The following is a 25,987-nucleotide window of genomic DNA, read 5'->3' as shown; positions in this document are numbered from 1 at the left end:
TGATCTCTTCCTAGCGCTGGTCTGGGAAATACGGATATTGCGGGCCATATTCATAGTCATGCGGGCCTGGCTCAACTTCCCAGAATGGACGGCCGCTAATTGTCTTTGGACCGCGCTCGTTTACGATGTCTTCTACATCCTGAATATTAAATGGCATCGTTGCCAGTAACAGCTGATCTTCGGGTGTCAGCGTCACAGTTGCACCGTCGATACGGCTGTAAAGGTCGGCAAACTGTTTACCTGCACCGTGCAACCGGTGCTCCGCTACACTTCTGATTGCGTGTAAGTCCAGCTCCGCCGCTTCCATGCGATCCACGTATAGTTTCATTTCTTTACGCAAAGCGCTCAGCTCACGGGCTTTAATAAACCCGCAGGCGTACCCACCCAGGGCGATAACTGCAATGATTGCTAAAATTGCCATTTTTTTCTCTCACGTGATTGCGGCCGTTACTCTAGTCTTAATGTGAAGTCTGGGAATTCGCTGGATGTTAAGTACGTTTTCATCCCCAGACTGACAGATGCTAAGGCGCGATCCCAACACTCCATTTGTAAGTATCAGGCCCATCTTCTCCGCTGGTGGCATCTGCTACAATCTGTGCATAACGTTCTCCAGCAAGTTCTCTTACCATCTGATCCACGACCCATTGCAGATGATGCATTTCATCGGTTCCGCCGTAACGACAAGCCAACTCAATAGCCCGCTCTATTCTTTTTTGTTCTTCAGTCATACTGAATCCTCACGCTTACATCAGCTATTCTGAAAACATGCACACTATAAATTGCGGCTGTCATTTCTCAGCCAGGCGCCTGCATTGCTGCCTCATTCCATCAAAAATACTTTCCGCAAGCTGCTGGGGGAACTGGTCCGGAAGAAGCCCGCTAACACGTTCAATGACACCCGGGGTTCTGGCGATGATTTCCTCTATCATCGCCTCTGTCTGCTGTTTACTCAGGCCGGTTATCTCACCATGCCTGATCCAGTGGCGTCGTTGTATTCGATATATCTGGTAATAGTTGCTACTGCCACGTACGGCCATCGCCAGTTTGCACTTCTGCCAGGATATCTGATTGTTCCCATGACCGATCACCGGCCATGCCGACAACACATCATAGAGTGGTGTAAGGTGATAACGTCCCTGTGGCCCAATAGAAATACTGAAATTTTTAGCGTGGCCATCTGTTGCGGCCATCATCCAGAAAACTATCTGCGTCATAAAAAACTGCGCTTTGTCACGCTCAGCACGGTCTGAATTACTCAGAACTTCCATAATTTCCGATATACCTGGCCCGCCGTCCGCCTGATATTTTCGTAATGGCGAAATGCCCAGGGCCTGACACATATCCTCCTGGGGTAAACGAATGATCCATTGTCCGTTTCCTGACCATTTTCGGTCAAAACGTTCTACCACCAGCGCTTTCTGATCTTCAAAGTGAGCAATCTGCGTTCTTGCCACGGGGAGCCCGTACTGTTCGAGAAGTACCGAGCAGAGCCATTCATTTTCAACCGACGAGCGCATGTCGGCTTTCATGTTCCCCACAAGTCCGAGCGGTAGCTTGAATATATGCGTCGTTGGTGTATTACCCTCCGGCATACACCACCGATCTTCATGCCACAGTAGGGCTGTTTTCTCCTGAGCACCGGCAATAGATAAACGTAAGTCGTCGTTATCTTCTGGCCTGCCCGGTAGCAATGTCTCCGTGGTATTACGCAAAGTTGCCGCAATTTCTGATTCAGTAAGCGGGTGATACTTCACGGAATATAAATCTGTGGGTTCATCTCCGTCATGAAGCAGCTGTATCGCGCCCACGCAGTCTTTTCCCAGCTCCGTCAGAAGATCAAAAGGCTCCAGGCTATCGGCCTTGTAACGCATTGCCAGACGTCTGCGTATGCCTTCGCTGTCCGGGAGTAAATTATCAAAATAGTCACGTACCACATTTCCACGCCAGACCTGGTTCCCGGGAGTAAAAGGAAGGGACAATGACAGCGGCCTTCCCTGTTCGTCTGCACTCCAGTCAGGAAGGTATTGTAAGCTGTCTACCCCTTTACTTTTTTCCCAGTATCCGACTTTGATTCCGTTCATCCAGATTGCCAGACGCTGCTGTTTCCGGCTCATATCGTTACCATTTCTCCTGTCGTGCAGGTGAGTTTGATTTAAGCATTTCTTCCGTCTGCTTCCCCTCTGAAGAGGCGGTTGTCGAGGAGAAGCTGATTTTTACGCCCAGGATAGAAAACACCTTGAATAGCCGTTCAATGCTCGCACTGGCAGGGTTGGCTTCCAGACGTGAGTATGTCTGTTGAGTGACCCCTAACCTTTCGGACAGGTCTTTTTGCGTCAGGCCATTCGCCTTGCGAAAACCAATGAGCAAGGGACGCAACTGGTTGAGCGTGTTTAACGGGTAATCATTATTGATCATAAGCTGGCCTCAGTAGTTCCTCTGATACACCTTGTACGCTGTTTTCTAAACATACACCCTAAAAGCTGTAATATCAAATTAACAGCCTAAAAGCTGTTAAATAGAGAGTACAACCTTTAGGCTGTTACTAAGTGGCAGCATAAATCTTTATGAGGTTTGATATGAGAGAACTATCAATAATAAGCCGTTACGCTCGTACAGCATCCGGTAAGAGAGCTGACAGATCAGGATCATCGGTAAACGAGAAGCGGAGTATCTTATGGCCCTGTTGTGAGCTGTATAAATAACTACGAGCTACTCTCTGCCTCGGGGAGGAGGCAGAGAGAGTATTAAAAGCAAAGGCAGACATTTTTAGCAGCTGGTGGGCTATGGGGTTCCGGAGGTGCTCCGGTGAATGTTACTTGACTGGCAAGTTTCCTGCTATGATGGTCAATGCCTCGATGCTGTCTATATTGTTCTGAAGCCGTTCCAGTTCTGCCTTTTCAATACCGGCCCAAAGCTTTAAGTGTCGCTGATAAAGGGACCACTTGAGTGAGTGAAAACCATTCCAGGCCAACCCCATCCAGGAGGCGTAATTCGCATTGAGAATATTGCCGGTGATATACATTTTACCTGCGTTAACAGCACTGGAAGTTCCATAACCCAGGGCAAGCATCATCCGGAAGCGTGGATTTAGCCGCAACGGCATGGTATCCAGTAAGGTCTCCCCAAAAGCTCCTTTTCCCAGCGATACCTGTTTCGCCACATAGAAAACCCGCATCAAAACTTCCATTATGCTCATCGGAATACTTGTCACGATAAACTGACGAAAGTCATACCCGTTGACATACATGTACTCTATTTGTTTGCCGAAGTTAGAACTCCCCACAGGGATCCCCTCAAGCATACGAAGTAGCCCCATAAAAGGAGCCGGTAACCCCATGCCACGGTTTCCTTTTGCTGAGGGGGCATTAACATCCGATGCCAGGTGTCCAAACATTCTGGCGATGAGCCTGAAAATATTGGTTTCGTCTGTAACGCCTTTACTGGAAGGATAAACCACGATCTGTCCATTCTGAACCACCGTACAGGTCCCGTTCAGCATATCCTTTATACCGAAAATAATGCCCAGTACGGGATCGTGTGACAAAGCTCTTAAGCGGTGATTTGTGGGAGACAAAACGCCACCGGCCGCACCCACTAAATCGCTGCTGATCGAACTGTCTGGTGCCCCTATAGGGAACAAATCTGAGAGTTTTGTACTCAGGTCCTCCGGCAAAATGGCATTGAAGGCTTTCTGCACCTGTTTATTGAAAATACCATCCACTTCTGCCGTAAAGCTCACCGTAGGTTTTGGCGGGGCTCTGACGCAAAGTAAATCCAGCATGGATGCTATGAGCCCGCATCCGCAGGCAATAGCATAATCCCAGGCGTCGAGTGCGTAGCGATCATTAAATTCTTTAATATGATTCTGGATCCGGGCATCTACAACAGCCAAGTCATCCGTGGAGAGTATTGTGGCCAGTCCAATATCACCGCATACACGCTGGTTAGCCTCGCTATATATAGTCTTGAGACCAGTAGAATGCATGGCAGTATCTGAAGGGGTCATTTCTCGCAGATGATGTTCTTTAAGCGCCAGATGCTCCGCTTCATCAAGTTCAGTGCCGCTGATTAGCCCGGTCAACTGTGCCTTAAGGCTCTCTATATCACTGTTAATTGTCTCGTGAGCGTTCGCGATATCCTGACCACGGAGCTGAATATAACGGATGGCCCTGAACTCATCATCATAAGGAGACTGACTCATGTGTTTACCTCACCGCGACCAGGCTACCTTTTGGAGCTTTCTTAGTAAGCATGTCGATTGTTGCCTTGATGCCAGCAATTTCTGCCTTAAAATATTCCGCATTCGACATCAACCTTTCCTGAACTTCGTAGAGCTTTTGGATGGCCTGACTAAGGGCGGCTGTCAGTTTCGCATTTTTTTTGTGTTTCACTATCGCGTACCCGCCAATCCCTAACACAGCTACAGGTGCGGCCAATACCGCAATGCCTGCAACCATACCGCCACCGACGATAGACCCTGCTGTAGCGAGCCCGGAGGTTATGCCTGCTGCTGACACTCCCGTTGTACCAAGCGTATAGAGAGCACCGAAGGAAGCCGCTGCGCCTACGCCTGACCCCGCCAAAGCTGCTGCGCCCTCAGTAATACCCGGGAACTTATTTTCAAGCGCCTGAAGAGCACTTGTAACTTCATCCATTGCCTTCTTGCGAATTTTTTCGAGCTCTTCAGTTTCGGTAGCGTCCATTACAGGCCTCGTATTCATAACTTGCTGTGTGATAGGTGAAAAAGAGCACCATAAAAGTGATGAAGAAATCATGACTTACTATTGTGGCACTTTCGAGTTCATGTTTGTCAGTTTCAATGCTGTTGCTGTTAGTAAGGGCAGACGCCATATCGGGCAGACCCAAAATAACTATCGTGCCAGCGTCATTTTGGAACTGACTTTGCTAAAAATCAGTAGCGGACTGAACAGACATGTGTGGATTTGAATCTGGGCAGGTTCCAGACATTATTCCAACCAGACTTCCAATGACAAAATGCTCGTCATTCTCGGAGACGACATAGGGTCCACCAGAGCAACCATCGGTGTTGAAATGTGCTATTACAAAGCGAGTTGTGAGATGTTGGGGAGAATGATTTGAGCAATTTAAAGGCCAAATGCCTGAAACTTCACCAGGGAATGTCGAAATTGTTGTCTCATTCATTGGATATCCGACACCCAATGTACCCATGCCAGCTGCGGGAGCCAGGACCTTAAAGTAACTACTTACAGGCTGTTGTATTCCAGCTGGTAATACGATTTCTGCACTGTCAACAAACGGAATGCCGTCTTTAAAGTCTGCCCTGTCATTAGCCTCATTGAGAATGAAATCGACTAGAACAGGCTCTTCGTTCACCAGTCCTTGATGGTTAAGAAATTTGACGTAAAGTTTAAGTGTATTGCTGACGGGATAAATTTTTCCAAGAGCATTGGTAACAACATGGGCTGCGGTGAGAATCTTTTGCTGCTGACCATTATCGAAACCAAACGCAGTTGCTTCGAGATGGCTACTAAAATGAGGATCATTGCTTACATAGATTTTACAAACGTAGTTTTCAAACATTATTTCCTCCTTTTGCCGGTACCTAATCAGTTACACGGCTGCATGTTATAAACAACTAAACTCGCTTCCTGATATTTGAGTTTGTATGTTTTGCCAGGCACCAGCTCACCTCTGAAACACGGTTAGTCTCCTCCATGACATGGTTATGGCGATGGTCAGAAACTGTTATCGACGAAAGGCTGGAATTCCTTTAATGGCATTATCCATTTCAAGTCGTATGTCCTGAACGGGAGCGTATATTTTTATGATTCCAGATCTTAACCCTGAAACATTCCCCGTATCAAAACTGACCCGTTACAGATAAGTCACCACCGGTGCTGTCGATTAATTTAGTGAATTGCATGTCCTCATCCCATAAAGGGTAGGGCCTACCCCCGGCATCGAGCAAACCTGACCACCCTGCCCTTATTAAGACCCCACATGCGGCAATGGTGCCCTGTCCACGCCGCCCGCGAACTTTGAGGAAATGGGGAGAAAATAAAAAGAAAACAAAAAGTTATCGGCTGAAGTACCGGCGCAGATCGGGAATCAGGCGAAGCCTGACAGCACGTTAGGGCCTGGCAGGGGGCTTGAGGGATGAGGACATGCAATTGTGATAACCTTCCCGCCACGGGGTCGGTTAAATTCGTATCCTGCCGGTGCAATTCCAACGGCCGCGTTACCAGTTCGCCGGGTAGCATGGCCAGCAAAGCCAGGCATCGAGCACCCGGGTTTCACTGACGGCCGCTGCATAGACGCCGGTATCCGGGAAGAAATAAACCGGGGTGGCGTTGTTCAGCTGGTCGCCTTCATCGGCCAGAGCGCCGATCACCTCATGAGGCTTAAGCAGCATATCCGTTAAATATTCATCCGGGTGGATGGCATTCAGCGATATGGCCATCTCCAGAAATTCATCCAGGGTATGGCGGGTACGATACCCCCGGAAAACCTCGTATGAAGGCGTGACGCATTCACCATCCAGGGAACAGGCATCGTAACCGGCCAGCTGCTCTTCGGTGAGTCCGGAGGCATGCTTTGCCACAAGATTCGTAAATTGCTCTTTATCGTCCATCACAATCCTTACGCTGTAGGGGCCTGTTTGTGTTATCACTGCTTCCGGTTTTTACTTCGCACAACCCGGCAGGTATCCGGTCGCCCGGGCGTCCTTTGCGGTCTTGTTCGCCCTTCGCCTGAATTACGTCAAATCCCTTTCACTACCCGGCCGCAGGGTGACACCTCCCCTTTTCTCCGGAAGCGAAAGAGGAAGAACAGTTTAACAGCCCGGATCCTCAATAATTTTCGCGTAACGGACTAAATAACCGGTTTATGCAGCTTCTGATAACCACAGACCGCGATAGAATAAAACGTCTGGTGAGGAACCGGAGTGTTATGTAAGCGGGGGGTTTAACTGGGTATCTGTGTAGTCCTATTTAGCCAGATATCCCGAATAAAAACCTCAACGATTAGGTAAACGAAATGGATGGATTCTGGTCGATGTTCTGTTTGTTTGTCGTGGTAGTTTCACTGCATAAAGCCCTTTCTGTAGCAGCAGCACGAGCAGACGCAGCAAAATTAAATATGCTTCTCAGAATGAGAAAGTTTAAAAAGTAGCTTTCAAGACATCTGAGAATTCTTTTAAATCCTCAGAGGAAGTTATATGTTTAGGCTATTTGCAAACTAAGGTTGGAATTCCATCATTCTAGCCTTAGATCTTTGATCAAGTGAAGTTGCTCACTTGGTTGGATTTTACCGTTTCCTGACGGCTTTTCAGAAGCGAGGGCTGGTTGGAATGCCTTCCAGCTAGAAGTCTTGCAGATGCTCTCCGGGCATTAACTCATTGTCGAATCTGCACCAGTATCACTAGGTTGTTGAGCGGGCGATTAGCTTTTTCACTGAGCCGCTGTACACTCGACTGCTTCAAGAAGCACTACTTACCATTTGCCTGCCGTAAGGTCTGTTCTTAGCTGGATTTTTTTGGGAGGATACGCAGTCATGACAACTCAATCCAGCTCAATACAATACGCTTACGCGCTAGACGGCGAGGGCACCCTCACGCACATTGGCGCTGCCCTGCGCTCACATACTTACACCTGCCCAGGTTGTAAGAGCCCCCTGACCCCGGTAATGGGCGAGTTCAACGCTAAGCACTTTCGCCATTCGGAAGAATGCTGTGCCCTTGAAACCTATCTTCACAAGTGCGGCAAAGAAGCATTCTTCTATCGCTACCAACAAGCTCTCAGCCGTGAAATGCCTATTAGCCTTGAGCTGGAGCGCCGGGTTGCCTGTAATGGTTCTCGTTTAGCCTTGGTTAGAGACGAAGCACGTCAGTGCGTAAAATCCGTGCCTGCACGCTACAACTTGACTCAATTTTTCGATCAGGCAGAGCTGGAAAAACACGATAAGGTCACAGGGCTGCGACCAGACGTGATGTTGTATGATACGACTGGCGAAAGGCGTTGCTACGTAGAGATTTGTGTCACACACCCCTGCTCTCAAGACAAGATCGAAGCCGGTATCCCGATTCTTGAGTTTAAGGTCCAATCTGCCTCTGATATTCAGATGTTGCTTACCGGGGCCTACTCGATCAAGGAGAAGATCCTGAGAGTATTCAACTGGCTTCCCCCGTTTCAATCTGTGGACACCTGTAGCGGCGTCTGCTCAGTAGGTAACGTGGATATGTCTGTCTGGAGTTTAAGTGGTTCCGGCCGACTCAACGAACAAACGATGCCGCTCGCTGAAGTGGATTTAACAATCAATTCTGACGTGAACACATGGCCTAGATCGTTAGGGGCCGCTGAGCTGGCTGATAACTTACGAGCTTTTATCCGTCACGCCGATCCTCATTCACTATTTCCCAACTGCATTATGTGCGAGCAAGCAGGCCGATGGGAGGATGGCTATCTGCAATGTCACAGTAAGGCAAAGATCGTTCCCTACACCGAGGCCCGTCAGTGCGCCAATTACAAGGTTAAGGCATGACCAAAAGACTGACTTGGGAGCAGAAAAGTATTGTCAGCCATGACACCGGACATGCGTTGGTAAAAGCCGTACCTGGTAGCGGGAAAACAACCACACTTGTAAAGCGCGTTGAGCGGCTGGTCAAGACGGGAACTGATCCTCGCTCCATTCTGATCCTGATGTACAACAAGTCGGCGCAGGTGAGCTTCACGGAGAACTTGAAGACGGCACTGATGTCGAGCGTGATTCCAGAAATCCGCACGTTCCACAGCTTGGCCTTAAAGATTGTTGGTTACGGAGAACGCCAACAGATAATCAAGAAGAAAGACCTCATTACTCCAAGCGACTACCGCTATGAGCAACTGGTAAAGCAAGCCTACCGCTATGGCTTTGACCATGAGGCGAATTATATTGACCCCAATGAAATTGAAAACTTCGAGCTGTTTATTGCTCGCTGCCGGGCGGCGGCCGTAACTCCTGTTGATGCTGCCAATGATCCAACGTTCAGCAACATCAAACGGGAGTTTATTCACGCCTATGGCCGCTATTGTGAGCTGCTGGAGGAAAACAGTCTGCGAACCTTTGATGACTGTTTGATTGAGGCTGTCGCACTGTTGCGTAATGACAGCAGCCTTGGTGCCCACTTCAAGCACATCATTGTTGATGAATATCAGGACGTTAACCTGATACAGCATGACATGACCCGCTTGCTATCTAAGTCGGATACGTCGGTTATGGCTGTTGGTGATGTTAACCAGTGTATTTATGAGTGGCGTGGTGCTCGACCAGACTTTATCGGCGGACTGTTTGAAAGGCACTACCCGAATACGAAGGTGTTTCAACTGTCATGCACGTTCAGATTTGGCCATGAGCTTTCCTTGATGGCTAACTCGGTAATTCGGCGCAACTCTACAAAGCTGACCAAGCTTTGTGTCAGTCATCCTAGCACCCCCAAAACAGAGGTCAGATTGCACTTTGATAACTGCCTATCCAAGGTGCTATCAAACCTCTCGGTGAGCAGTGGAACACAAGCCATATTGTCCCGCACTAAGGCGAACCTTGCTGAGGCGGAAATTGCTTTACGCCTGTGTGGGCTACCTTATCGCTACCTCAATGGTTCAAGCGCATTACACACCCGCACCGAAATCGGGATACTGGTAGTTGGCGTCTTGCTGTCTGTGTACGGCGATCTGCGGCTACTGGAAAACCATCCCAACAAACAAGCGATTGTTTACGGCTTTCTGAAGGAGGCTGGTTTTAGATGGCAGAAAGGGCAATTCAAAGCGGCGCTCAGTGGATTGATGGCTCCGCACGCCGACCTATGGTCTGCTCTAGGTCAGTTATTCGAGGGCGCACAATACCAAAAAGATCGGCTGGGCAGGCTCGCCACTATCTGCCAGAAAGACGGAGAGGAAACGCCTGCTATCGATGTGTTACGACGCCTGAGTATGGAGGGTTTCATTGATAGTGTTGGCTCTGAGGGTGTAACTCGCACTGGATCGAACGACCAGCAACGAGGGGTCGTGAGGATCGGGGAGCTACTTGACTCCAGTAAGATCGATTCCCGCACGTTTTTAAACCTTATCTTGAATCCAGGCGAGGCTGCTACTGACTGCGATCCCTTCATCCTTTCCACACTGCATGGTTCCAAGGGGCTGGAGTGGGATAACGTAATACTGATCGGGCTGAATGAGCAGGAATTTCCTGGCGGCAAACCCGATGATGTTTACAGCGTTCGCACATCGATGAACACCCCTCCGGCCGAAGAGGAAATCGAGGAGGAACGTCGGCTGTTTTATGTCGGTATCACTCGCACAAAACAGCAGCTAAATCTGGTGGTCCCTCTTGATGAAGGGCTTGCGCGGTGGCTCAAAAACCGCTGGGATAGCACCCCGAAGAAGTCACCGATAGCTACTCGCTTCGTCTATGAGGCTGGCTGGACTGCTTGTGCGGTTACCAGTGATGCGATCTATAACAGCACGGTAGAGAAACAGAAGGCTGACTTCAGCAAGTTTCACCAATGGTATCTAAGAGATCTTCAGCGGCTAAAAGTCTAGGGCTACCGATACTTTTCGATTTCAGACAGGTGCTCGTTATCCAGATCAATTGTGGCTTTTCTTTCAGAAGCGAGCTTCTTCGCTCGCTTTGCATACTGAAGCCCCTTGGCTGGCTGCTCTCCGCGTAGGATCTGTTCAGCCTGCTTGCTCGTGCTGTGCCCCAGAAAGCGTTCGTACTGCTCGTCAGATACCTCAGTGCCGATCAGTCGTTCGATCCAGCCGCTTTTCGGCGGGTAACTTACGCCCAGCGCAAGCAACTGCCTTTTCTGTACCCACTATTTCCGGCGCGGCCGGCTTCAATCAAGGCTTTGGTTAGAACTACAGCCATTTGGGGACTCTCATACACAAACCTGAACCATGCGGGTCTGATTGGCGGTCAAGATAGCAGCGCATCGAAATCAACACTGAACTCTGCTTCTAAGAACTCAATCGTGGCTGGTTGGCTATCGAGCGATGCTTCCCGTGTAGACTCCAGTGCGCACTCCAATCGACGCAGCAGAGTAAACGGCAAAATGATCTTGCCGAAGTCGGTATGCTTGAAATCCCCCCCCACAGGTCTTCCGCGTTCTTCCAAATGAAATCAGCTTGCGAAGCAGCCGAACCTACGAACTCTGCCATCTTGGCCTCCAACCAACTTTTGCACGAAACGGCACATCTTCCAAAAGAGGGTTGTCAACCAAGTTTTGCACAAAACGGACTTTGATCCATTTCTAACTAAAATCTACAATCCAACCTCAGATTGCAAATAGCCTATGTTTATTACAGATGGTATGGTTCGTGTTTTTGTTTATTCGATGGCAACTGTACTCTTTCTGCCGCTTGGCTTGTTGAAAAGCACGTGGTGGTTTTCACCATTGTTTGCGATAGCTGCTATTGATTACTTAATGTTTCTGCGTCGACAAGGCTAGTTGCTGAACCTCATACCTCAGAGCAATCTGTATGTTTTTTACACCACTGGTTAAAAGGTCAGGCTACGTTCCTGACGTTTTTTAAAAAACAGTTTTATGTTTGATGCGTTACTGGTCTGTCTGGTAACCCAGTGGTACATTACCATTATTAAGGCTGGCTGGCGGTGGTGCATCATGCTTAAACGACCCTCTCTGAGCGTACTTTCCGACAGTCCTGTGCACCGCACCACTTACCCGGCAGGCCTATGTCTTGGTTATTCTTCGTTGTACCTTTTTCTTCAGCTTTATCCCTGACATGTCTGTCTGAACAGTTCTAAGCAAACCGGAATGTTGTCATGGCCAAAGTACAAGGGCTCTTTGTTGGATACCGAAAATTCGCTGTTGATCGTGACTGGCTTCGTCAGCAGGAAGAACAACGTTATCGGGATCGCCAGCGACAATTTGATGAATGGTCCAGGAAATGGGTCACTGTAACCAGGCTCAAAGAGACTCGTTTATGGACTGACGGAGCCATCAGGCGATGGTTGGGTGAACCTCAGCAGCAGGGTAAATATAAAGTTTTCCCCGTTGAAGCGGTTTTGGCTGCTGAGAAGTTGAATGAGTTTCGGCTCTGGCTTAAACCCCGACTGGAAAAGAAACGTGCCCAGCACCACCACTTTTTAATTCCATTTCTGTAAAGTAGAAACAACGGCAGTTCCGGCCGCATTCAAGGCTTCGGCATCTGGTCAGAAATAAAGCGCCATTTTTCAGTATAAGGGAGGTTAGATAGTGGAAGGTATTGAGACACTGAGTTTGCAGCTTGATGAGAATGAAACTATGGCCCTTGCTCAATTAGTTAAACGTCTGAGCTGGAGCGATCTTCGTGGCTGTGCTGTGAGTGACGAAGAAGCCTGGGTAATGAAAAGCGCAATTGAAAAATTACAACAGGCGTTAAGGGAAGAAGGTTATGCGCCTCGATGAGGCTGGCTTCGTTCTTTATTCCGATAACAAATTTGCTTAAGGACTAACTATGAGCCAGCACTGGTATGAGGTGAAAAGCAATCAGGGAATTGTTCAGGTGATTGTTGGGAGAAGATATTAATGTAATGCGTTTCTGCATTACATCAAGCAGATTAGCTTTTTCTGGTCAAAATAGACGATGTGATTTTTCTTTAGCCGAAGTCCATCCGCTCCCCACGCAACCGGTAAAGGTTCGCAGGTTTAATAAAGATAGGTTTCGTATCTCCCTAAGGGTGGGATAGGTAAACTCATAATGGCATCTGTGTTTACTATGTAAGTATTCGGGTAAAATTCATCTAATACAGTAAAGTTTAGTTTCTTACAAAAGCTTAATAAATATGGGTTTTTCACGTCTTCTATTACAACATCGCACCAGGGATTCGATTCACAGCAAAGCTTCAGAAAAGACTTAAACCATCCCTTGTTTTGTATTTCTTCCGGAAGCCGTACCACATGTATGGTCAGACAATCTCCATGATAACGATTAGTACTTTGTCTAAGCCCTACAACAATCCCCTTTTCTTGAATCTGTACACCTGCCTGATGCTCTTTCATGTCGGGCGTATAGTGCCTTGCTCTGTTTAACCAGGCCACCAGCTGCTGAGCCGTACTTGGTGATTCTTCAGCTATCCATTTCAGGTACTTGATGCGGTCCATATGCGCCTCCCTGTACGATTTCCAATGAACAAAGGCTCTACAGTATTAAGCTGCTGTAGAGCTCATTCAACCAAGCTCAAACTGTGCGTATTAAAGGATGCCTAACCTTTTTGTTTCATCGATCCACGGTCTGAATTCTTCCAGTAGATTATCATATAACTTTTCATCGCTAATCGAACCGAAATCATCCATGGCAAAGAAGTGGGTGTTATCAACCCGGCGGTCAGTAAAGTCATCCAGATTTTTGAGGATACCGTAGCTTGAACCACCCAGGCCGACAAACTTCCAGAAGATGGGGTAGTTGGCAGAACGCCGGATTGCATCTTTAATCGCCCGGGTCTTGCTGATCCCGCCATCGGTAATAAATACAACATACACCGGGATTTTCGAGTCCTTAAAGTAGTCGACTATTTCTTCCATCACAGGAGGCTCGTTGTTTGTCCCTCCGAGGCCCGGCAGGTTCTCCCAGGCTGAACGCTTTCCAGCCCCGCGAATGGACTGAATATATGTGTCCAGGTTGTCCAGTGTGACGTTTGGATACTTCTTATGCTTCTCTCCAAATCCCCAGACATCCATTTCACCGTCGTCGTCGAACTGGGCGGCAAGAACGGCGATGCGGTCCAGCACAGACTGAACGTTACCCTTACTGAACTGGCCACTCATTGAGCCGGATGCGTCAAGTACAAATGCAACCGCTGCCTCAAGGGTGTCCAGTTTATTTTTAGTAAGACTGACCGAGGCTTTTTTAGCGAGGCTTACAAGGCGCGGAGATCTGGTTTCCAGTTTCTTTTCCAGACTGATACGAGCAGGCTTTGCTGGCTGCGGAGCTGGCTGTGCGACATCAACGCCATAGCTAATGGCCAGAGGCTCAAGACCACCGTTGAAACCCTGCCCGAGCGCACGAAGCTTCCAGGCGCCATTGTGCCGATATACTTCACCCAGGATAATTGCTTTCTCACTGCGGCCCTGAGTCTCAGCCTGGAACTCAGCGATTCCTTGAGCCTGCATGCTCAACGAACTGAGCCCACTGATGGTATCTTCACCATCAATGACAACTGTGATTGCAATTTTACTGATGTTCGCAGGAACACGATCCAGTGCTATCTCAATGCTGGACTGCTGAGAACCGGTAACGAGCTTTACTGCCCCTTCAGGAGAAGACAGATTATTGTAAAAGATAAAGTCAGAATCGCCGCTGACCTTTCCCTGAGCATTAAGCAGGAACAGGCAGGTATCGGGTTCGCCTTTAAAGCCGGATTTGGTAGGGTACTGAAGATTCAGCCTGATCGCAGATTGCTGAAGTGGTATGTTTTGTCCGGATTGTAGATTCACATTAACTCTCCTGATTTTTGATTATTTTAAAGCGCAGCGTTTATATAGGTTCCCCTGGCTTAGTTCAGGACGCTGGATTTCTGGTGAGGCGTATATATGGTGTGACACCATATTTCATCACGTTGAAGTTTCTATACCTGTTGAATTGGAATTTCCATTGGTCGGGTATTTTATCTTCCAGAACCCGTGCCTTCATAAGTCGCAAACGTAACATATATCAGAGGGGCATGCTGTTGATATAAGGCACGGAATACAGGCTTTAACCAGCAACCAGAGAAAAATCCGTTTCCTGCCTTTAAAAGGCTCACGTCAGAATTAACATCTCTCTGCTTTCTGAGATTCCCGAACCCTTTCTGCCCCCCCCCTCCTGATAGCGGATCGCAACCAAAAAAAACCCCGGCATTGCCGGGGTATGATTCAGCGTTATTTTAGATGTTAACGCCGTGCTGGGAGGCAAGAGCCGCCAGGCCACCGGCAAAGCCCTGACCGACAGCTTTAAACTTCCACTCAGCGCCATGACGATACAGTTCACCGAAGACCATAGCGGTTTCGGTTGAGGCATCTTCAGACAGATCGAAACGGGCAATTTCCGTGCCGTTGTCGTTGTTGTAAACGCGCATGAAGCTGTTGCTCACCATGCCGAAGTTTTGTTTACGCGCTTCTGCATCATAGATGGTAACGGCAAACACCAGTTTTTTGATATCTGCTGAGACTTTGGTCAGATCGATTTTGACCTGCTCATCGTCGCCGTCGCCTTCACCGGTACGGTTGTCGCCCTGGTGCTCTACCGCGCCATCAGGGCTGGTTTTGTTATTGAAGAAAATGAAATGCGCATCTGACAACACTTTACCGTCTTCGCCTACTGCGAACACGGAAGCGTCCAGGTCAAAACCCTGACCATCGGTTACACGGGCATCCCAGCCTAGGCCAACCATAGCAACATTCATGGTTGGTGCTTCTTTGGTCAGAGATACATTGCCGCCTTTTACGAGAGAAACTGCCATTTTTAGCTCCTGCAAACAGTTGAATGAGGGCTGCATTAACAGCCCCGGGTAGAAAAGTTACTTTTTGATCAGGACGCGTTAATGCCGTACTGAGCACATACAGATGCCAGACCACCAGCATAACCCTGACCTACTGCGCGGAATTTCCACTCACCATTGTGGCGATACAGCTCGCCGAACAGCATGGCAGTCTCAGTGGACGCATCTTCGGTCAGATCGTAGCGAGCAACTTCAGTCTGGTTATCGTCATTAACCAGACGAATAAACGCACCGGATACCTGACCAAAGCTCTGGCGACGAGCCTGAGCATCGTGGATGGTCACAACGAAGATGATCTTGTCAACTTCAGACGGGACGGCGTCCAGTTTAATTTTCAGCGATTCATCATCACCATCGCCCTCACCGGTGCGGTTATCGCCGGTGTGCGTTACGGAACCGTCGGATGACGTCAGGTTGTTATAGAAGATGAAATCTGAATCGCCGCGCACTTTGCCGTTTGAGGCCAGCAGGAATGCTGAAGCATCCAGGTCAAAGTCCTGACCGTCTGTTGAACGCGCATCCCAGCCAAGGCCCACCAGGACGTTTTTCATTGACGGAGCTGCTTTACTTAGGGAGACGTTCCCGCCTTTGGAAAGAGAAACACTCATAAAATAACCTCTTCGATTAGTAATTGTTCAGGTTAACACTTAAGGGGATTAACTCCCCTTTTCCTCAGATTCAGGTTTGCCCGGGAACATGACGCTTGCGAGAATGCCCAGCGCCAGTACACCCAGTACAACATACAGGCTGGTTGTTGCCGCGATGCTGTAACCATGATGCCAGATGTGATCGGTCGCATTCAGGCCGAGTTTTGCCGCGATGAAGAACAGCAGCACGATAACGGCCTTCTCCAGATGAACCAGGTACTGTTTCAGTGCCTCAAGGACAAAGTACAGAGTACGCAGGCCCAGGATAGCAAACATCATGGCACTATAGACGATAAGCGGTTCACGACTGACGGCAATGATTGCCGGTACCGAGTCAAACGCGAACATTACGTCCGAGAGTTCAACCACAGCCACACACAGGAACAGCGGGGTCGCATACAGCGCCGCTTTTTTACCACGGCCAATGGTGACATCGCTGTTTTCTGGTTTCGCCAGTTCAGCATCCACTTCCTTCTGGTTAAGCAGGAAGGCATGCCCTCTGAGCTTCGGCCAGATAGGGAAGAAGCGTTTAACCATGCGGTAAGCCAGATGCTGGGAGTAATCCTCAATTTCATCATCGTCATCACCGCTTTTAAGCATCATGACCGCTGTCCAGGCAACGATAATAGCGAAGACAACTTCAACATACGGCCCCAGACTCAGCAGGCTCGTACCGATGGCGACAAAGATGCCCCTGAAGACAATGGCACCAATGATCCCCCAGTAGAGAACACGGTGGCGATAACGATCCGGAACGGCGAACCAGGAGAAGATGGCCATCATGACGAACAGGTTATCGACCGACAGCACTTTCTCCAGCGCATAACCCGTGACAAACAGACTGGCAACCTCAGCACCGTGGTGGATATAGAGGAAACCGGCAAATGCCATCGCAACCACAACCCAGAATACGGACCAGAGCGCCGCACTCTTCAGCGAAATAGGCTTGTCATCACGGTGCATAAACAGGTCAATAAAGATGGCACCGACTGAAAGCGCAATAAAAACAATGACCGTTTCAGTCGGGAAGCCGATGTGTGTGGAAACCATATTTTACCCTTAGGGATGTGGATCAGAGGCCAAATTCAGCCGGGTCGAAGCCCAACGCGATAGCGATCTCGCGGGAGGCCAGTTTCTCGTCCTGATCGAAGTTACCGTCACTTTTCGCAACGGCAATACCAACACGTAAGGCCAGCTGAGCGGCCTCAGGCTGATCTTTCAGCGCCAGGATGTATTTCATGGTTTCGCCCTTGCCGATTTCAACATCGAAATCGAAGCTTGAAACCAGTTTATTGAAGAACTCAATCACCTCATTGGTATCGAAGACCTTCAGCTCTTCTGAAGAGCGCAGAAAGCCCATCATTTTCTGCTTTTCTTCCGAACTTACGCCGTCACTCGATACGGCAATACGGGCACATACAGCAACGGTGCCCTGCATGAATTTTTTGTTTTTGAAACGGCCAACCTGGCGGGTCAGTTCGTCACGGCCTGAGTTAATGGCACCTTTAACTTTGTCGAAAAAGCTCATACCTGTTTCCTTTGTTGCTGTGTTATTTAGAACCGGCGCTCCAGCGAAATCCCCAGCCAAATGCCCGGTCCATTTCGTCCTGGCCTTTGAAGTACTGGTTAATTCGCTCGACTTTAATTGCGCCGTTTTCGTTTACGAGTCTGGCAATGGCGCACAATGTGCGACGGTTTTCACCTTCGGTCAGGCGGGTCTCAATGGGCGGTTGATCCGGCACATGAATGGTGACCACACCATCAGTCTTGTCCCAGCTGGGAACACCTTCATAAATAAAGGCGTAAATCAGCACTTCGCGGATATGCTTCCATTCACGTCCATTGATATGCAGCCACTCGCCGTCTGATACATCACCCGTCCGGTCATCGCCCTTGAGCTGAACATACGGTTCATCGCGATAATCACCGAATGCATTACCGAGCGCCTGAATGACCGATTTATACCCGTCCTGAAGCTCAACAAAGGCCCCCAGATCCAGGTCGATTCCTTTGGAGCCGAACATGCCTGCAAAGCCTGATTTGCCGCTGCCCCGGTGCCAGTTCAGGTTGATCCGGATTTCACCGAAGTTATCCCGTTTGGTCAGGCTGATTGCAGGCTTCTCTTTTGTCAGCGATACCTTGCTCAGGCTGATTTTTGTCTCAACTGGCGGAGGGGTTACAACCGGAGGAGTCGGGGCTGCGGGAGCCGGTTCGTCGGCAATATTTACGCCGAAATGCTCTGCCAGCGGTTTAAGTCCACCGTTGAACCCCTGCGCAACGAAGCGGAATTTCCAGTCATTATTACGACGGTAAAATTCACCCAGAATTAAGGCTGCTTCCTGACGGCCGCTCAGTTCGACACTGCCGCTAACCAGGCCGGTAGCCCCTTGCTCCACGTCGATGGAAAGATTACGAAGACCGGACGCCGTCTGCCCACCGTCACAGGTCACGGTGAACGCAATTTTCTGGACATCAGGTTTCAGCCGGTTGAGCGCGACAGTAAAGGTTGAGTACTGGCCTTCACTGACCAGGCTGACGGTACCATCATCGTTACGTGGCTGACCATAAAACACCATGTCCGCATCACCCTGCACCTTCCCGTCGGCATACAGGCGAAACGCCGAAGCATCCACCTGGCCGCCCGAGGTGATCCGGACCCGCAACTCCTGGGCTGGAACGGGGGCATTGCCCCCCGGCGTCAGGTTCATTAGCGAATAACCGCTGAAACGATATCGGAGTGCATATCGTCAATTGTGCGGCCGCGACAGGCATGGCCAAGGGCGGTAAAGTCCCAGTTGCCGTTATTACGGCGCAGCGAAGAAATAACGATCCCGGTATGTGAGCCCTGCTCAGTCAGCTTGTAGCGAGCCAGCTCTTTGCCGGTTTGATCGACAACGCGGCAGAACGCGTTTTCGACGTCATTGAACGACTGACCACGGAAGCTGTTTACCGTAAACGCCAGGTATTCAACGTTTGCAGGCAGTCGGGAGAGGTTGACATTAATCACCTCATCGTCACCGTCACCTTCACCGGTCAGGTTATCGCCACTGTGCACAACAGCGCCGCAGGTGGATTCCAGTTTGCGGAACCAGATGGTGTCAATTGTTTTACCGGTGCTGTCCATTAATACGCAGCCAGCATCGAGATCGATTGAGTCGTTGCCTCCAAACAATCCTCCAAGAAGACCTTTTTTCTTAACCGGATCCCAACCGAGACCGAAATGAAGCTGGCTTAATGCAGATGATTCTTTGCTGAGTGATACCGTCTGGTTCTTAACTAATGAAACCATGTTTTATTCCTTAAAATGGTAATGACCGAGACAATCAAAGGTATATTTAGTAACTGACGAAGAAAATCATATCATGATGAAGTTCTCTGACAAGGGAAATTTTGGTAGTTTTCTGTAAAAACACAAAAAGAAATCCTTTTCAGGGTGTTAATTTTCTAAGTTTAATTTAAATATCAATGTGTTATCAGGAATCCAAAAAACCTGACGCACTCCATAACCACAGGAGTTATTAATCATATTATGATTGACATGTAGCTTAGACACTCATAGACTCACTTCTCAATCATAAATTTGCATGGCGTTCCGGATAATTAAAAAAAATGAACAAGAAAATTTGGTTTATGGAAGGTTTATCCTCCCAGCGAGATATTATTCAGGGGGTAAAATCATTTGCAAAAAAAAATAATTTTGCCATTACCGTTTTTGCCTCCCACCGTAACGAAAGAAATGAAATCCTTTCCGTTGCCGACTATTCTTTGACTGAACCTGAAGATCCTCAAAAACGTCTTCAGTTTATCCAGGAAACCATTCAGTCCTACGGCATCCACCATATTCATACTGGCCGTAACAGCCAGTGGTTTGAAGAACACCGTTCAGCCATTGAATCGACCGGTGCCACCCTTACTACCGGTGCAACGGGCGTCGACTGGTTAACTCTGGCTGACGAAAAAGTTACTTTTGCTCAGTTTATGGAGCAAAAGGGTCTCCCGGTCGTACCATCCTGGCGGGTGAATACGCTGGCAGAATTAAAAACACACCTCGCGGCCCCGCCGTTCACTGACAGCCCGGTATGCGTGAAGCCGGTGACGGGTATCTATGGCATGGGATTCTGGCGCTTTGATGACAGTGCTTCGCCTATGGCCGTCTTTAATCATCCCGAACATCGTCTGGTCAGTCCGCAACAGTATATTGCAGCAGCATCAGCTGCTGAGTCGTTTAAACCCCTTGTTTTGATGCCGTACCTGCCAGGCCCGGAATTTTCCGTCGATATCCTCGCGGATAAGGGCGAAATACTCGCAGCCGTGGGACGCCGTAAGGAAGGGGTTATCCAGTATCTGGTAAACGAAGGAAGCGCCTGGGAACTGGCGTGTGACTGCGCCAGGGTTATGAAGGCCGACGGGCTGGTGAATGTTCAGACGCGAAACGATGTGAATGGCAACCCGGTGCTGCTTGAAACCAACATGCGTCCGTCAGGGGGGGTGGGTTATACCCTTCACAGCGGGGTGAACCTTCCTGGGTTATTTGCTGCCTTTAAGCTCGGTCTGATGTCTGAAGATATGGTGCGCCAGAGCGCTAAAAACACCTTTTCTCCGGTTGCGGTGAGATCCATTACGGATGTAATTGCATACCCGGAATCACTCTCTAACCTTCTGAATTAAGGCGTATTTATGTCTGATATCCTCGAAGATATGATTTATCGCCGTACCCTCTCATGCGGTACGATTCAGGTAACCCGCGACCAGGGTGAAGTTTCGCTCGATGACCTGTTTGACATCGCTGAAAGACGTAACCCGAAACGCGCCTTTCTGTTTGTCAGCAAAGTACTCGGCAGGCACATTCCCGTGCCACCCTCAGTCATGCGGCAGGCCTACAGACAGCTTGCCAGCCAGTTCCCCTCGACACTGACAGGACCCGTACTGTTTATCGGTATGGCTGAAACCGCCGTTGGGCTTGGGGCCGGTGTATTTGATGAAGTGCGCCACCAGCATCCTGAATCTGTCTATCTGACCTCTACCCGTCACCCGGTTGATGGCACGTTGCTTTGCGAGTTCAAGGAAGAACACAGCCACGCCACCGATCATCTGATCTATCTGCCAGATGATGAAGAGAAAAGACGTCGTGTTACCAACGCACGAACGCTGGTTTTGATTGATGACGAGGCAACCACCGGTAATACCTTTATTAACCTGCTTTCAGCCCTGCGTAATACCGGCAAGCTTCAACATATTGAACAGGTTATAGCCGTTACGCTTACCGACTGGAGTGGCAAAGCCTTGTCCGAGCGCAGCACCTTACCAGTCACTTCGGTTTCTCTTGTAAGCGGTAAGTGGGGATGGACCCCATTACCTGATGCACCTGTCCCGGACATGCCGAAAGTCAACGTAACTTCACGAGGAGAATGGGACATCCAGGGAAAACAGTCCTGGGGCCGACTGGGGATGCTCGCACCTGCGGCCGATCTCGGCCATGAGGTCTCCGTCCACAAGGGGGAACGTATTCTGGTTCTCGGGACCGGGGAATTCGTCTGGGAGCCGTTCCTGCTTGCTGAACGGCTCGAAGCTGCCGGAGCACAGGCATTTTATGGATCGACCACCCGCTCCCCTATCGCCGTTGGTTATGCCATTGAGTCCGCCATTTCCTTTACGGATAACTACGGGCTGGGCATCCCCAATTTTGTCTATAACGTCGCCCACCAGCAGTTTGACCGCATTCTTGTGTGTACTGAGACACCCGCAGAAAGTATTGACACGCAGCTTCTTAAAGCGCTGGCTGAGGTTGCGGCCGTCGTGGAGATTGTTACCTATGAATAAACCCGTTGTTCTGAGCGACCTTGACGACACGCTCTTTCAGACCCGTCGTAAAATGGTGGACGAGCTGGCCCTGGAGCCATTCCGTACCGGTGCCGTTGATCGCACCCTGAATCCACGAAGCTTTATGACGGAAGAACAGTCCATGTTGGTGGACTGGCTCCTGGAGCAGGCTGAACTCATACCCGTTACCGCACGGGGAACTGAAGAAATCAGCCGCGTACGGATCCCTTTCCACTCCTGGGCAATCACCACTCACGGGGCCGTCATTCTCACGCCAGAAGGCAAACCCGACGAGGAGTGGAAGGCCCATATGCTCGGCCAGCTGGCTCCCTATCAGGAAAAGCTGACATCGATGCAGCGTCTGATCACTGAAATGATGGACGCAAAAGGGATCAATGCCTGGGCAAGGCTGAACTTCGAATACGGTGAAACGGCGGTTTATATGGTGATGAAGCACCGCGACAGCACCCGCCTTGACGAGCTCAATGCCATTGCAGATGAGATAGAAACGGTGTTTCCGACCGAGGGCTTCTACATCCACCGCAACAGTAATAACGTGGCCTGGCTTCCCACCGCGGTTGAGAAAGGGCTGGCAGTCAGATGGCTTCTTGAAAAACTTCGGGCTGAACGCGGAGTCTTCCCCGTAATTGGTCTGGGCGACAGCCTGAGCGATCATCGTTTTATGAAACTGTGCAGCTGGTTTGGCATCCCGCGTCAGAGTCAGTTTGCAGATGCCATTTCACAGCGAATTTTTGGAGAAAATTAAAATGCAGCCACATGACACATTTACCGGCTCATACCAGCCCGGTGACGTGGAATTTCTGCTAAAGCCGGTAGTCATTGAGATGACGCCGGTTGAGCAAAAAGAAGAGCTGATTCAGTCAGGGAAGAAACATTATTCGGACATGCTCAGTCAGGAGCCAGCGCCAACACAATGGCATCTTGATTTGTTTCACCGGGCGCTGGATCGGGGCGCAGAGAGACTTGCAAAAGAAGTCACACAGCTCGCTATTGCTCTGGCCGAACGCTTCGGTGATGAGCCCATTGTACTGGCCAGTCTCGTCAGAGCTGGCGTGCCGCTCGGCGTTATGCTGCACCAGGCCCTGCGTGACATGGGGAAAACCTCATGGCATTACGGTATCAGCATTATCCGGGATCGTGGAATTGACGGTGCAGCCCTCGACGTCATTGAAGAGCGCCATGGTACCAGCGGTATTGTCTTTGTTGACGGATGGACAGGTAAAGGCGCAATTACCGGAGAGCTTGTACGCGCACTGAAAGATCGCCCGGGCTATCCTGAGCAGCCGCGACTGGTTGTCCTGGCCGATCCCTGTGGCTGCTCCTGGCTTGCAGCCAGTGATGATGACTGGCTCATTCCTTTTGGCATCATGGGTGCGCCGGTATCAGGCCTGATCTCCCGGTCAGTATGGTCCTCTGAAGGATTACATGGGTGCATGGTTTGCGAGCATCTCAGTGAATTCGAATGCAGCCGGATGCTTGTCGATACCGTCGCCCATTTCCGTAAGAAGTTAACCCCGTCATCCCTCGCTACCCTGAGCTGGAATATGGAGTCAGCCCGGGTCTTATGGCAGACAAGTCGCGACGTTATCGCGTTCCTGGCCGATGAATTTAAAGTGGACAGCGTCAATCGTATTAAACCCGGTATTGCTGAAGCAACCCGGGCTGTATTACGTCGGGTACCGGACCATGTATTTGTGCGTTCTATTGACGACCCGGACGTTGCCTTGCTTGTAGGGCTTGCTCGTGAAAAGGGAATAGTTGTTACAGAAATGGGGGGAACCCTCGGCCAGTATCGGGCTGTAACCATTATCAAGAAGGTACTCTGATGAAAAATCGTCTTTCTCCCTGGAATCTGGGAGCCACGCTATACATGCCTGCAACACGGGAAGATATTGCTGATGCCGTCCTGCACGGGAAAATCCCGGGTTTGCGCTCTCTGGTGATTTGCCTGGAGGATGCTGTCAGTGAAGCAGACATCCCCATCGCCCTCAAAAATCTGGAGCACCTGCTGCACGAGCTCAGTAACAGCATGCGTAGCCTGGGTAAAAATGACTGGCCTCTGGTGTTCATTCGCCCTCGGCATGCCGAAATGGGCAGATGGTTAAAAGCGCATTATGATCTTTCCGCTGTCGATGGGTTTGTGTTGCCGAAATTTACCCTCAGTTCGTTAGCTGAATGGTGGGATATCATGGGCGGGACTCACCTGTGCATGATGCCAACGCTGGAAACAGAAGACGTCTTTGACGTGGTTCAGATGCGCGAGCTGGCCACTCGCCTGGTGGAACATCCCTGCCACGACCGCATTATTGCGCTTCGAATCGGCGGCAACGATCTTATGAACGTTGTGTCGCTTCGCCGCCCCCGGGACCTGACGCTGTATGACAGCCCGATGGGCTACGTCATCAAAATGCTCGTTTCAGTCTTCGGCCCGCGTGATTTTGCCCTGACCGCGCCCGTATGTGAGCATATTGACGATCATGCCGTTATGGCCAGAGAGCTGGCTCTTGATATGGCACATGGGCTTGTTGGGAAAACGGCCATTCACCCGGGTCAGATAGAGGTCATTCAAAACGCGCTGATGGTCACTCAGGGTGAGTATTCTGACGCTCTGCGGATCCTGAACTCTACCCAGGCCGTGTTTAAGTCGCAGGGAGCAATGTGTGAACCCGCCACACATCGCCGCTGGGCGGCTGGCATTCTGGACAGAGCTCGTTTTTATGGGTTACAGAACGAGCAAAGCGCTGATGGAATCAGATTACTTACCGTGACCCAGCATCATTAAGGAAATCATAATGGGGTTCAGGTTCAGAAAGTCGATCAACATTATTCCTGGCGTTCGCCTCAACCTGAGTAACGGTGCACCGAGCCTGAGTGTCGGGCCGAGAGGTGCTTCCGTTTCTTTTGGTAGCCGGGGGACCTATGCCAATCTGGGCTTGCCCGGTACCGGGCTGAGTTACCGTACCCGGCTTGACCGGGCCGCGCGTTCCGGAGGTGGAAACCGGACGGCAACCGACCCGGGGCTCAGACAGGCGCTTGAGCAGGAAGCCGCTGAACTCATGTCAGCGGTAACCGCAATCCGTAATATTCACGAGCTGACGCCGGATCCAAAAACAGGCATCAGCTGGGCAGAGCTGGAAGCAGTATACCTGCATAACAGAACGTCGCCTTTTCAGGTTCCGGCACCGGTGCGTCCAGAAAAGCCAGACTACCTTGCATTGCCGGAAAAGCCTGCCGAGAGCGAAGGCATTAGTTTTCTGGGTAAATGGTTTGAATCGGAATCAGCTAAAGCTGAGCGCCACGCCGAAAATCTTCGCCGGTGGCAGCAGGAGCTGATTGATGTGGAGCGTGAGAATACCCTTCGACAGCACCGGTACCAGCAACAACGGACGGCCTGGGCCGAACAGTATGCAAACTGGAAGTTTGAAGCAGAAGAACATGAAAAACGGCTCGCCACGGCTCAGGCAGATGCCCGGCAGCAGTTCCGGACAGACGCCGCGTTTTTCGAATCATACCTGGCGGGTGTGCTGGCAGAAACTGAATGGCCGCGTGAAACGATTGTTGCATTTGAAGTAAAGCCGGAGCTATCAGCAGTCCTGCTGGACGTTGATTTAGCTGAGATTGAAGATTTCCCTGATAAGATTTACGGCGTTAATGCCCGGGGCACGGAGCTGACGGAAAAAGCCATGACGCAAAAAGCCGTACGCGAAAACTATGCCCGCCACGTCCATGGCTGCTTGTTCCGCCTGGTCGGTATCGTTTTACATACGCTACCTTTCGACAACGTGATTGTGTCAGGCTTTACGCAACGGGTCAGTAAGCGGACCGGCTATCTGGAGGATGAGTATATCCTGTCCTGCAAATGCACTCGCAGCCAGATGTCGTCAGTAAATTTTGCAGGCATAGAACACATTGATCCGGTTGAAGCGTTAGGCGATCACCCGGTTATTCGAAAGATGAGCAGTACCTTCATTTTTCAGCCTATTGAACCACTAACCCTTTAAGCA

The 25,987-nt window shown here is 50.0% G+C and carries 27 protein-coding genes and 1 pseudogene; 10 read left to right on the top strand and 18 right to left on the bottom strand.

Going from position 1 to position 25,987, the window contains the following annotated elements; genetic code table 11:
* Window positions 1-10: 10 nt before the first annotated feature.
* The 8 genes from L3068_RS23760 to L3068_RS23725 form a co-directional block, all read right to left on the bottom strand.
* On the bottom strand, window positions 11-421 hold the full coding sequence (locus L3068_RS23760; RefSeq protein WP_000985909.1) for a hypothetical protein: 411 nt from the start codon (window positions 419-421) through the stop codon (window positions 11-13).
* A gap of 100 nt (window positions 422-521) precedes the next feature.
* Entirely contained in the window at window positions 522-728 is a 207-nt protein-coding gene (locus L3068_RS23755) for a hypothetical protein (protein WP_000134171.1), read from the bottom strand.
* Between the two features lie 60 nt (window positions 729-788).
* Window positions 789-2,114: a type II toxin-antitoxin system HipA family toxin gene (locus L3068_RS23750; protein ID WP_000088044.1), complete on the bottom strand. Its 1,326-nt coding sequence runs from the start codon at window positions 2,112-2,114 to the stop codon at window positions 789-791.
* A gap of 4 nt (window positions 2,115-2,118) precedes the next feature.
* Window positions 2,119-2,412, bottom strand: a complete 294-nt coding sequence (locus L3068_RS23745; protein ID WP_012477377.1) for a helix-turn-helix transcriptional regulator — start codon at window positions 2,410-2,412, stop codon at window positions 2,119-2,121.
* Between the two features lie 400 nt (window positions 2,413-2,812).
* Complete coding sequence (locus L3068_RS23740; RefSeq protein WP_012695445.1) at window positions 2,813-4,201, bottom strand: hypothetical protein; 1,389 nt, start codon at window positions 4,199-4,201, stop codon at window positions 2,813-2,815.
* A gap of 4 nt (window positions 4,202-4,205) precedes the next feature.
* Window positions 4,206-4,703 carry a membrane protein gene (locus tag L3068_RS23735; RefSeq protein WP_000340139.1) on the bottom strand — a complete coding sequence of 166 codons (498 nt, stop codon included), beginning with the start codon at window positions 4,701-4,703 and terminating at the stop codon, window positions 4,206-4,208.
* 202 nt (window positions 4,704-4,905) lie between these two features.
* A complete protein-coding gene (locus L3068_RS23730; protein ID WP_000462754.1) occupies window positions 4,906-5,562 on the bottom strand; it encodes a trypsin-like serine protease in 657 nt (218 codons plus the stop codon).
* 658 nt (window positions 5,563-6,220) lie between these two features.
* Window positions 6,221-6,613 (bottom strand): hypothetical protein, encoded by a 393-nt coding sequence (locus tag L3068_RS23725; protein ID WP_000341066.1) that lies wholly within the window; start codon window positions 6,611-6,613, stop codon window positions 6,221-6,223.
* A gap of 920 nt (window positions 6,614-7,533) precedes the next feature.
* On the opposite strand from L3068_RS23725, the gene L3068_RS23720 reads away from it, so the two are divergent.
* Together L3068_RS23720 and L3068_RS23715 are read left to right on the top strand one after the other, a co-directional pair.
* A complete protein-coding gene (locus tag L3068_RS23720; protein WP_000211823.1) occupies window positions 7,534-8,520 on the top strand; it encodes a competence protein CoiA family protein in 987 nt (328 codons plus the stop codon).
* Window positions 8,517-10,556 carry an ATP-dependent helicase gene (locus L3068_RS23715; RefSeq protein WP_000166877.1) on the top strand — a complete coding sequence of 680 codons (2,040 nt, stop codon included), beginning with the start codon at window positions 8,517-8,519 and terminating at the stop codon, window positions 10,554-10,556. Before L3068_RS23720 ends, L3068_RS23715 begins: the two co-directional genes overlap by 4 nt.
* Window positions 10,557-10,558: 2 nt before the next feature.
* Here the strand turns inward: L3068_RS23715 and L3068_RS23710 are convergent, their stop codons facing one another.
* Together L3068_RS23710 and L3068_RS23705 are read right to left on the bottom strand one after the other, a co-directional pair.
* Complete coding sequence (locus L3068_RS23710; RefSeq protein WP_000880375.1) at window positions 10,559-10,813, bottom strand: hypothetical protein; 255 nt, start codon at window positions 10,811-10,813, stop codon at window positions 10,559-10,561.
* A gap of 140 nt (window positions 10,814-10,953) precedes the next feature.
* Window positions 10,954-11,174: pseudogene (locus L3068_RS23705) on the bottom strand (type I restriction-modification system subunit M N-terminal domain-containing protein); the annotation flags it as partial.
* 625 nt (window positions 11,175-11,799) lie between these two features.
* On the opposite strand from L3068_RS23705, the gene L3068_RS23700 reads away from it, so the two are divergent.
* Together L3068_RS23700 and L3068_RS23695 are read left to right on the top strand one after the other, a co-directional pair.
* Entirely contained in the window at window positions 11,800-12,141 is a 342-nt protein-coding gene (locus L3068_RS23700; protein ID WP_001151572.1) for a hypothetical protein, read from the top strand.
* A 91-nt stretch (window positions 12,142-12,232) separates the two neighbouring features.
* A complete protein-coding gene (locus L3068_RS23695; RefSeq protein ID WP_000398479.1) occupies window positions 12,233-12,424 on the top strand; it encodes a DUF7706 family protein in 192 nt (63 codons plus the stop codon).
* 240 nt (window positions 12,425-12,664) lie between these two features.
* On the opposite strand, the gene L3068_RS23690 is transcribed toward L3068_RS23695, so the two are convergent.
* The 8 genes from L3068_RS23690 to L3068_RS23655 all read right to left on the bottom strand — a co-directional run bounded on the left by L3068_RS23690 (window position 12,665) and on the right by L3068_RS23655 (window position 19,431).
* Window positions 12,665-13,120 (bottom strand): hypothetical protein, encoded by a 456-nt coding sequence (locus L3068_RS23690; RefSeq protein ID WP_000374058.1) that lies wholly within the window; start codon window positions 13,118-13,120, stop codon window positions 12,665-12,667.
* Between the two features lie 90 nt (window positions 13,121-13,210).
* Window positions 13,211-14,452 (bottom strand): vWA domain-containing protein, encoded by a 1,242-nt coding sequence (locus L3068_RS23685; RefSeq protein ID WP_001053340.1) that lies wholly within the window; start codon window positions 14,450-14,452, stop codon window positions 13,211-13,213.
* A gap of 428 nt (window positions 14,453-14,880) precedes the next feature.
* Entirely contained in the window at window positions 14,881-15,456 is a 576-nt protein-coding gene (locus L3068_RS23680) for a TerD family protein (protein WP_000301247.1), read from the bottom strand.
* Window positions 15,457-15,524: 68 nt separating this feature from the next.
* Window positions 15,525-16,103, bottom strand: a complete 579-nt coding sequence (terD, locus tag L3068_RS23675) for a tellurium resistance membrane protein TerD (protein WP_000116680.1) — start codon at window positions 16,101-16,103, stop codon at window positions 15,525-15,527.
* Between the two features lie 48 nt (window positions 16,104-16,151).
* Complete coding sequence (gene terC / locus L3068_RS23670) at window positions 16,152-17,192, bottom strand: tellurium resistance membrane protein TerC (protein ID WP_000255079.1); 1,041 nt, start codon at window positions 17,190-17,192, stop codon at window positions 16,152-16,154.
* A gap of 22 nt (window positions 17,193-17,214) precedes the next feature.
* Complete coding sequence (locus L3068_RS23665) at window positions 17,215-17,670, bottom strand: tellurite resistance TerB family protein (protein WP_000007449.1); 456 nt, start codon at window positions 17,668-17,670, stop codon at window positions 17,215-17,217.
* Between the two features lie 22 nt (window positions 17,671-17,692).
* Window positions 17,693-18,850 (bottom strand): TerD family protein, encoded by a 1,158-nt coding sequence (locus L3068_RS23660; RefSeq protein ID WP_044704557.1) that lies wholly within the window; start codon window positions 18,848-18,850, stop codon window positions 17,693-17,695.
* The gene (locus L3068_RS23655) at window positions 18,850-19,431 is read right to left on the bottom strand and encodes a tellurium resistance-associated protein TerZ (RefSeq protein ID WP_000254137.1); all 582 of its coding nucleotides are present in this window, start codon (window positions 19,429-19,431) and stop codon (window positions 18,850-18,852) included. The genes L3068_RS23660 and L3068_RS23655 overlap by 1 nt, the downstream gene beginning before the upstream one ends.
* Before the next feature lie 320 nt (window positions 19,432-19,751).
* On the opposite strand from L3068_RS23655, the gene L3068_RS23650 reads away from it, so the two are divergent.
* Genes L3068_RS23650 through L3068_RS23625 form a run of 6 tightly spaced genes read left to right on the top strand, consistent with a single transcriptional unit; the run spans window position 19,752 to window position 25,984 of the window.
* Window positions 19,752-20,810, top strand: coding sequence for an ATP-grasp domain-containing protein (locus L3068_RS23650; protein ID WP_012695441.1), 1,059 nt, complete (start codon window positions 19,752-19,754; stop codon window positions 20,808-20,810).
* Window positions 20,811-20,819: 9 nt separating this feature from the next.
* Entirely contained in the window at window positions 20,820-21,962 is a 1,143-nt protein-coding gene (locus tag L3068_RS23645) for a phosphoribosyltransferase domain-containing protein (protein WP_001280115.1), read from the top strand.
* On the top strand, window positions 21,955-22,728 hold the full coding sequence (locus L3068_RS23640; RefSeq protein WP_001040058.1) for an HAD family hydrolase: 774 nt from the start codon (window positions 21,955-21,957) through the stop codon (window positions 22,726-22,728). The genes L3068_RS23645 and L3068_RS23640 overlap by 8 nt, the downstream gene beginning before the upstream one ends.
* A gap of 1 nt (window position 22,729) precedes the next feature.
* Window positions 22,730-23,809, top strand: a complete 1,080-nt coding sequence (locus L3068_RS23635) for a cysteine protease StiP family protein (protein ID WP_001585166.1) — start codon at window positions 22,730-22,732, stop codon at window positions 23,807-23,809.
* Window positions 23,809-24,765 carry an HpcH/HpaI aldolase/citrate lyase family protein gene (locus L3068_RS23630; RefSeq protein WP_011152965.1) on the top strand — a complete coding sequence of 319 codons (957 nt, stop codon included), beginning with the start codon at window positions 23,809-23,811 and terminating at the stop codon, window positions 24,763-24,765. The genes L3068_RS23635 and L3068_RS23630 overlap by 1 nt, the downstream gene beginning before the upstream one ends.
* A 10-nt stretch (window positions 24,766-24,775) precedes the next feature.
* On the top strand, window positions 24,776-25,984 hold the full coding sequence (locus L3068_RS23625) for a DUF4236 domain-containing protein (RefSeq protein WP_011152964.1): 1,209 nt from the start codon (window positions 24,776-24,778) through the stop codon (window positions 25,982-25,984).
* Window positions 25,985-25,987: the final 3 nt, after the last annotated feature.

The organism is Enterobacter cloacae complex sp. ECL414, assembly GCF_021869685.1.
GTDB classification, from domain to species: domain Bacteria; phylum Pseudomonadota; class Gammaproteobacteria; order Enterobacterales; family Enterobacteriaceae; genus Enterobacter; species Enterobacter kobei.
Note: the sequence above shows the minus strand (reverse complement) of the source record. Positions and strands in the feature narration are given on the sequence as shown.

What these genes read in the sequence shown, in the direction of transcription:
- L3068_RS23715 (WP_000166877.1), top strand. Translation starts at nt 8,517, where the DNA reads ATGACCAAAAGACTGACTTGGGAGCAGAAAAGTATTGTCAGCCATGAC.
- L3068_RS23660 (WP_044704557.1), bottom strand. Translation starts at nt 18,850, where the DNA reads ATGAACCTGACGCCGGGGGGCAATGCCCCCGTTCCAGCCCAGGAGTTG.
- L3068_RS23755 (WP_000134171.1), bottom strand. Translation starts at nt 728, where the DNA reads ATGACTGAAGAACAAAAAAGAATAGAGCGGGCTATTGAGTTGGCTTGT.
- L3068_RS23760 (WP_000985909.1), bottom strand. Translation starts at nt 421, where the DNA reads ATGGCAATTTTAGCAATCATTGCAGTTATCGCCCTGGGTGGGTACGCC.
- L3068_RS23625 (WP_011152964.1), top strand. Translation starts at nt 24,776, where the DNA reads ATGGGGTTCAGGTTCAGAAAGTCGATCAACATTATTCCTGGCGTTCGC.
- L3068_RS23630 (WP_011152965.1), top strand. Translation starts at nt 23,809, where the DNA reads ATGAAAAATCGTCTTTCTCCCTGGAATCTGGGAGCCACGCTATACATG.
- terD (WP_000116680.1), bottom strand. Translation starts at nt 16,103, where the DNA reads ATGAGTGTTTCTCTTTCCAAAGGCGGGAACGTCTCCCTAAGTAAAGCA.
- L3068_RS23730 (WP_000462754.1), bottom strand. Translation starts at nt 5,562, where the DNA reads ATGTTTGAAAACTACGTTTGTAAAATCTATGTAAGCAATGATCCTCAT.
- L3068_RS23725 (WP_000341066.1), bottom strand. Translation starts at nt 6,613, where the DNA reads ATGGACGATAAAGAGCAATTTACGAATCTTGTGGCAAAGCATGCCTCC.
- L3068_RS23650 (WP_012695441.1), top strand. Translation starts at nt 19,752, where the DNA reads ATGAACAAGAAAATTTGGTTTATGGAAGGTTTATCCTCCCAGCGAGAT.
- L3068_RS23680 (WP_000301247.1), bottom strand. Translation starts at nt 15,456, where the DNA reads ATGGCAGTTTCTCTCGTAAAAGGCGGCAATGTATCTCTGACCAAAGAA.
- L3068_RS23665 (WP_000007449.1), bottom strand. Translation starts at nt 17,670, where the DNA reads ATGAGCTTTTTCGACAAAGTTAAAGGTGCCATTAACTCAGGCCGTGAC.
- L3068_RS23655 (WP_000254137.1), bottom strand. Translation starts at nt 19,431, where the DNA reads ATGGTTTCATTAGTTAAGAACCAGACGGTATCACTCAGCAAAGAATCA.
- terC (WP_000255079.1), bottom strand. Translation starts at nt 17,192, where the DNA reads ATGGTTTCCACACACATCGGCTTCCCGACTGAAACGGTCATTGTTTTT.
- L3068_RS23740 (WP_012695445.1), bottom strand. Translation starts at nt 4,201, where the DNA reads ATGAGTCAGTCTCCTTATGATGATGAGTTCAGGGCCATCCGTTATATT.
- L3068_RS23635 (WP_001585166.1), top strand. Translation starts at nt 22,730, where the DNA reads ATGCAGCCACATGACACATTTACCGGCTCATACCAGCCCGGTGACGTG.
- L3068_RS23640 (WP_001040058.1), top strand. Translation starts at nt 21,955, where the DNA reads ATGAATAAACCCGTTGTTCTGAGCGACCTTGACGACACGCTCTTTCAG.
- L3068_RS23700 (WP_001151572.1), top strand. Translation starts at nt 11,800, where the DNA reads ATGGCCAAAGTACAAGGGCTCTTTGTTGGATACCGAAAATTCGCTGTT.
- L3068_RS23690 (WP_000374058.1), bottom strand. Translation starts at nt 13,120, where the DNA reads ATGGACCGCATCAAGTACCTGAAATGGATAGCTGAAGAATCACCAAGT.
- L3068_RS23750 (WP_000088044.1), bottom strand. Translation starts at nt 2,114, where the DNA reads ATGAGCCGGAAACAGCAGCGTCTGGCAATCTGGATGAACGGAATCAAA.
- L3068_RS23645 (WP_001280115.1), top strand. Translation starts at nt 20,820, where the DNA reads ATGTCTGATATCCTCGAAGATATGATTTATCGCCGTACCCTCTCATGC.
- L3068_RS23720 (WP_000211823.1), top strand. Translation starts at nt 7,534, where the DNA reads ATGACAACTCAATCCAGCTCAATACAATACGCTTACGCGCTAGACGGC.
- L3068_RS23735 (WP_000340139.1), bottom strand. Translation starts at nt 4,703, where the DNA reads ATGGACGCTACCGAAACTGAAGAGCTCGAAAAAATTCGCAAGAAGGCA.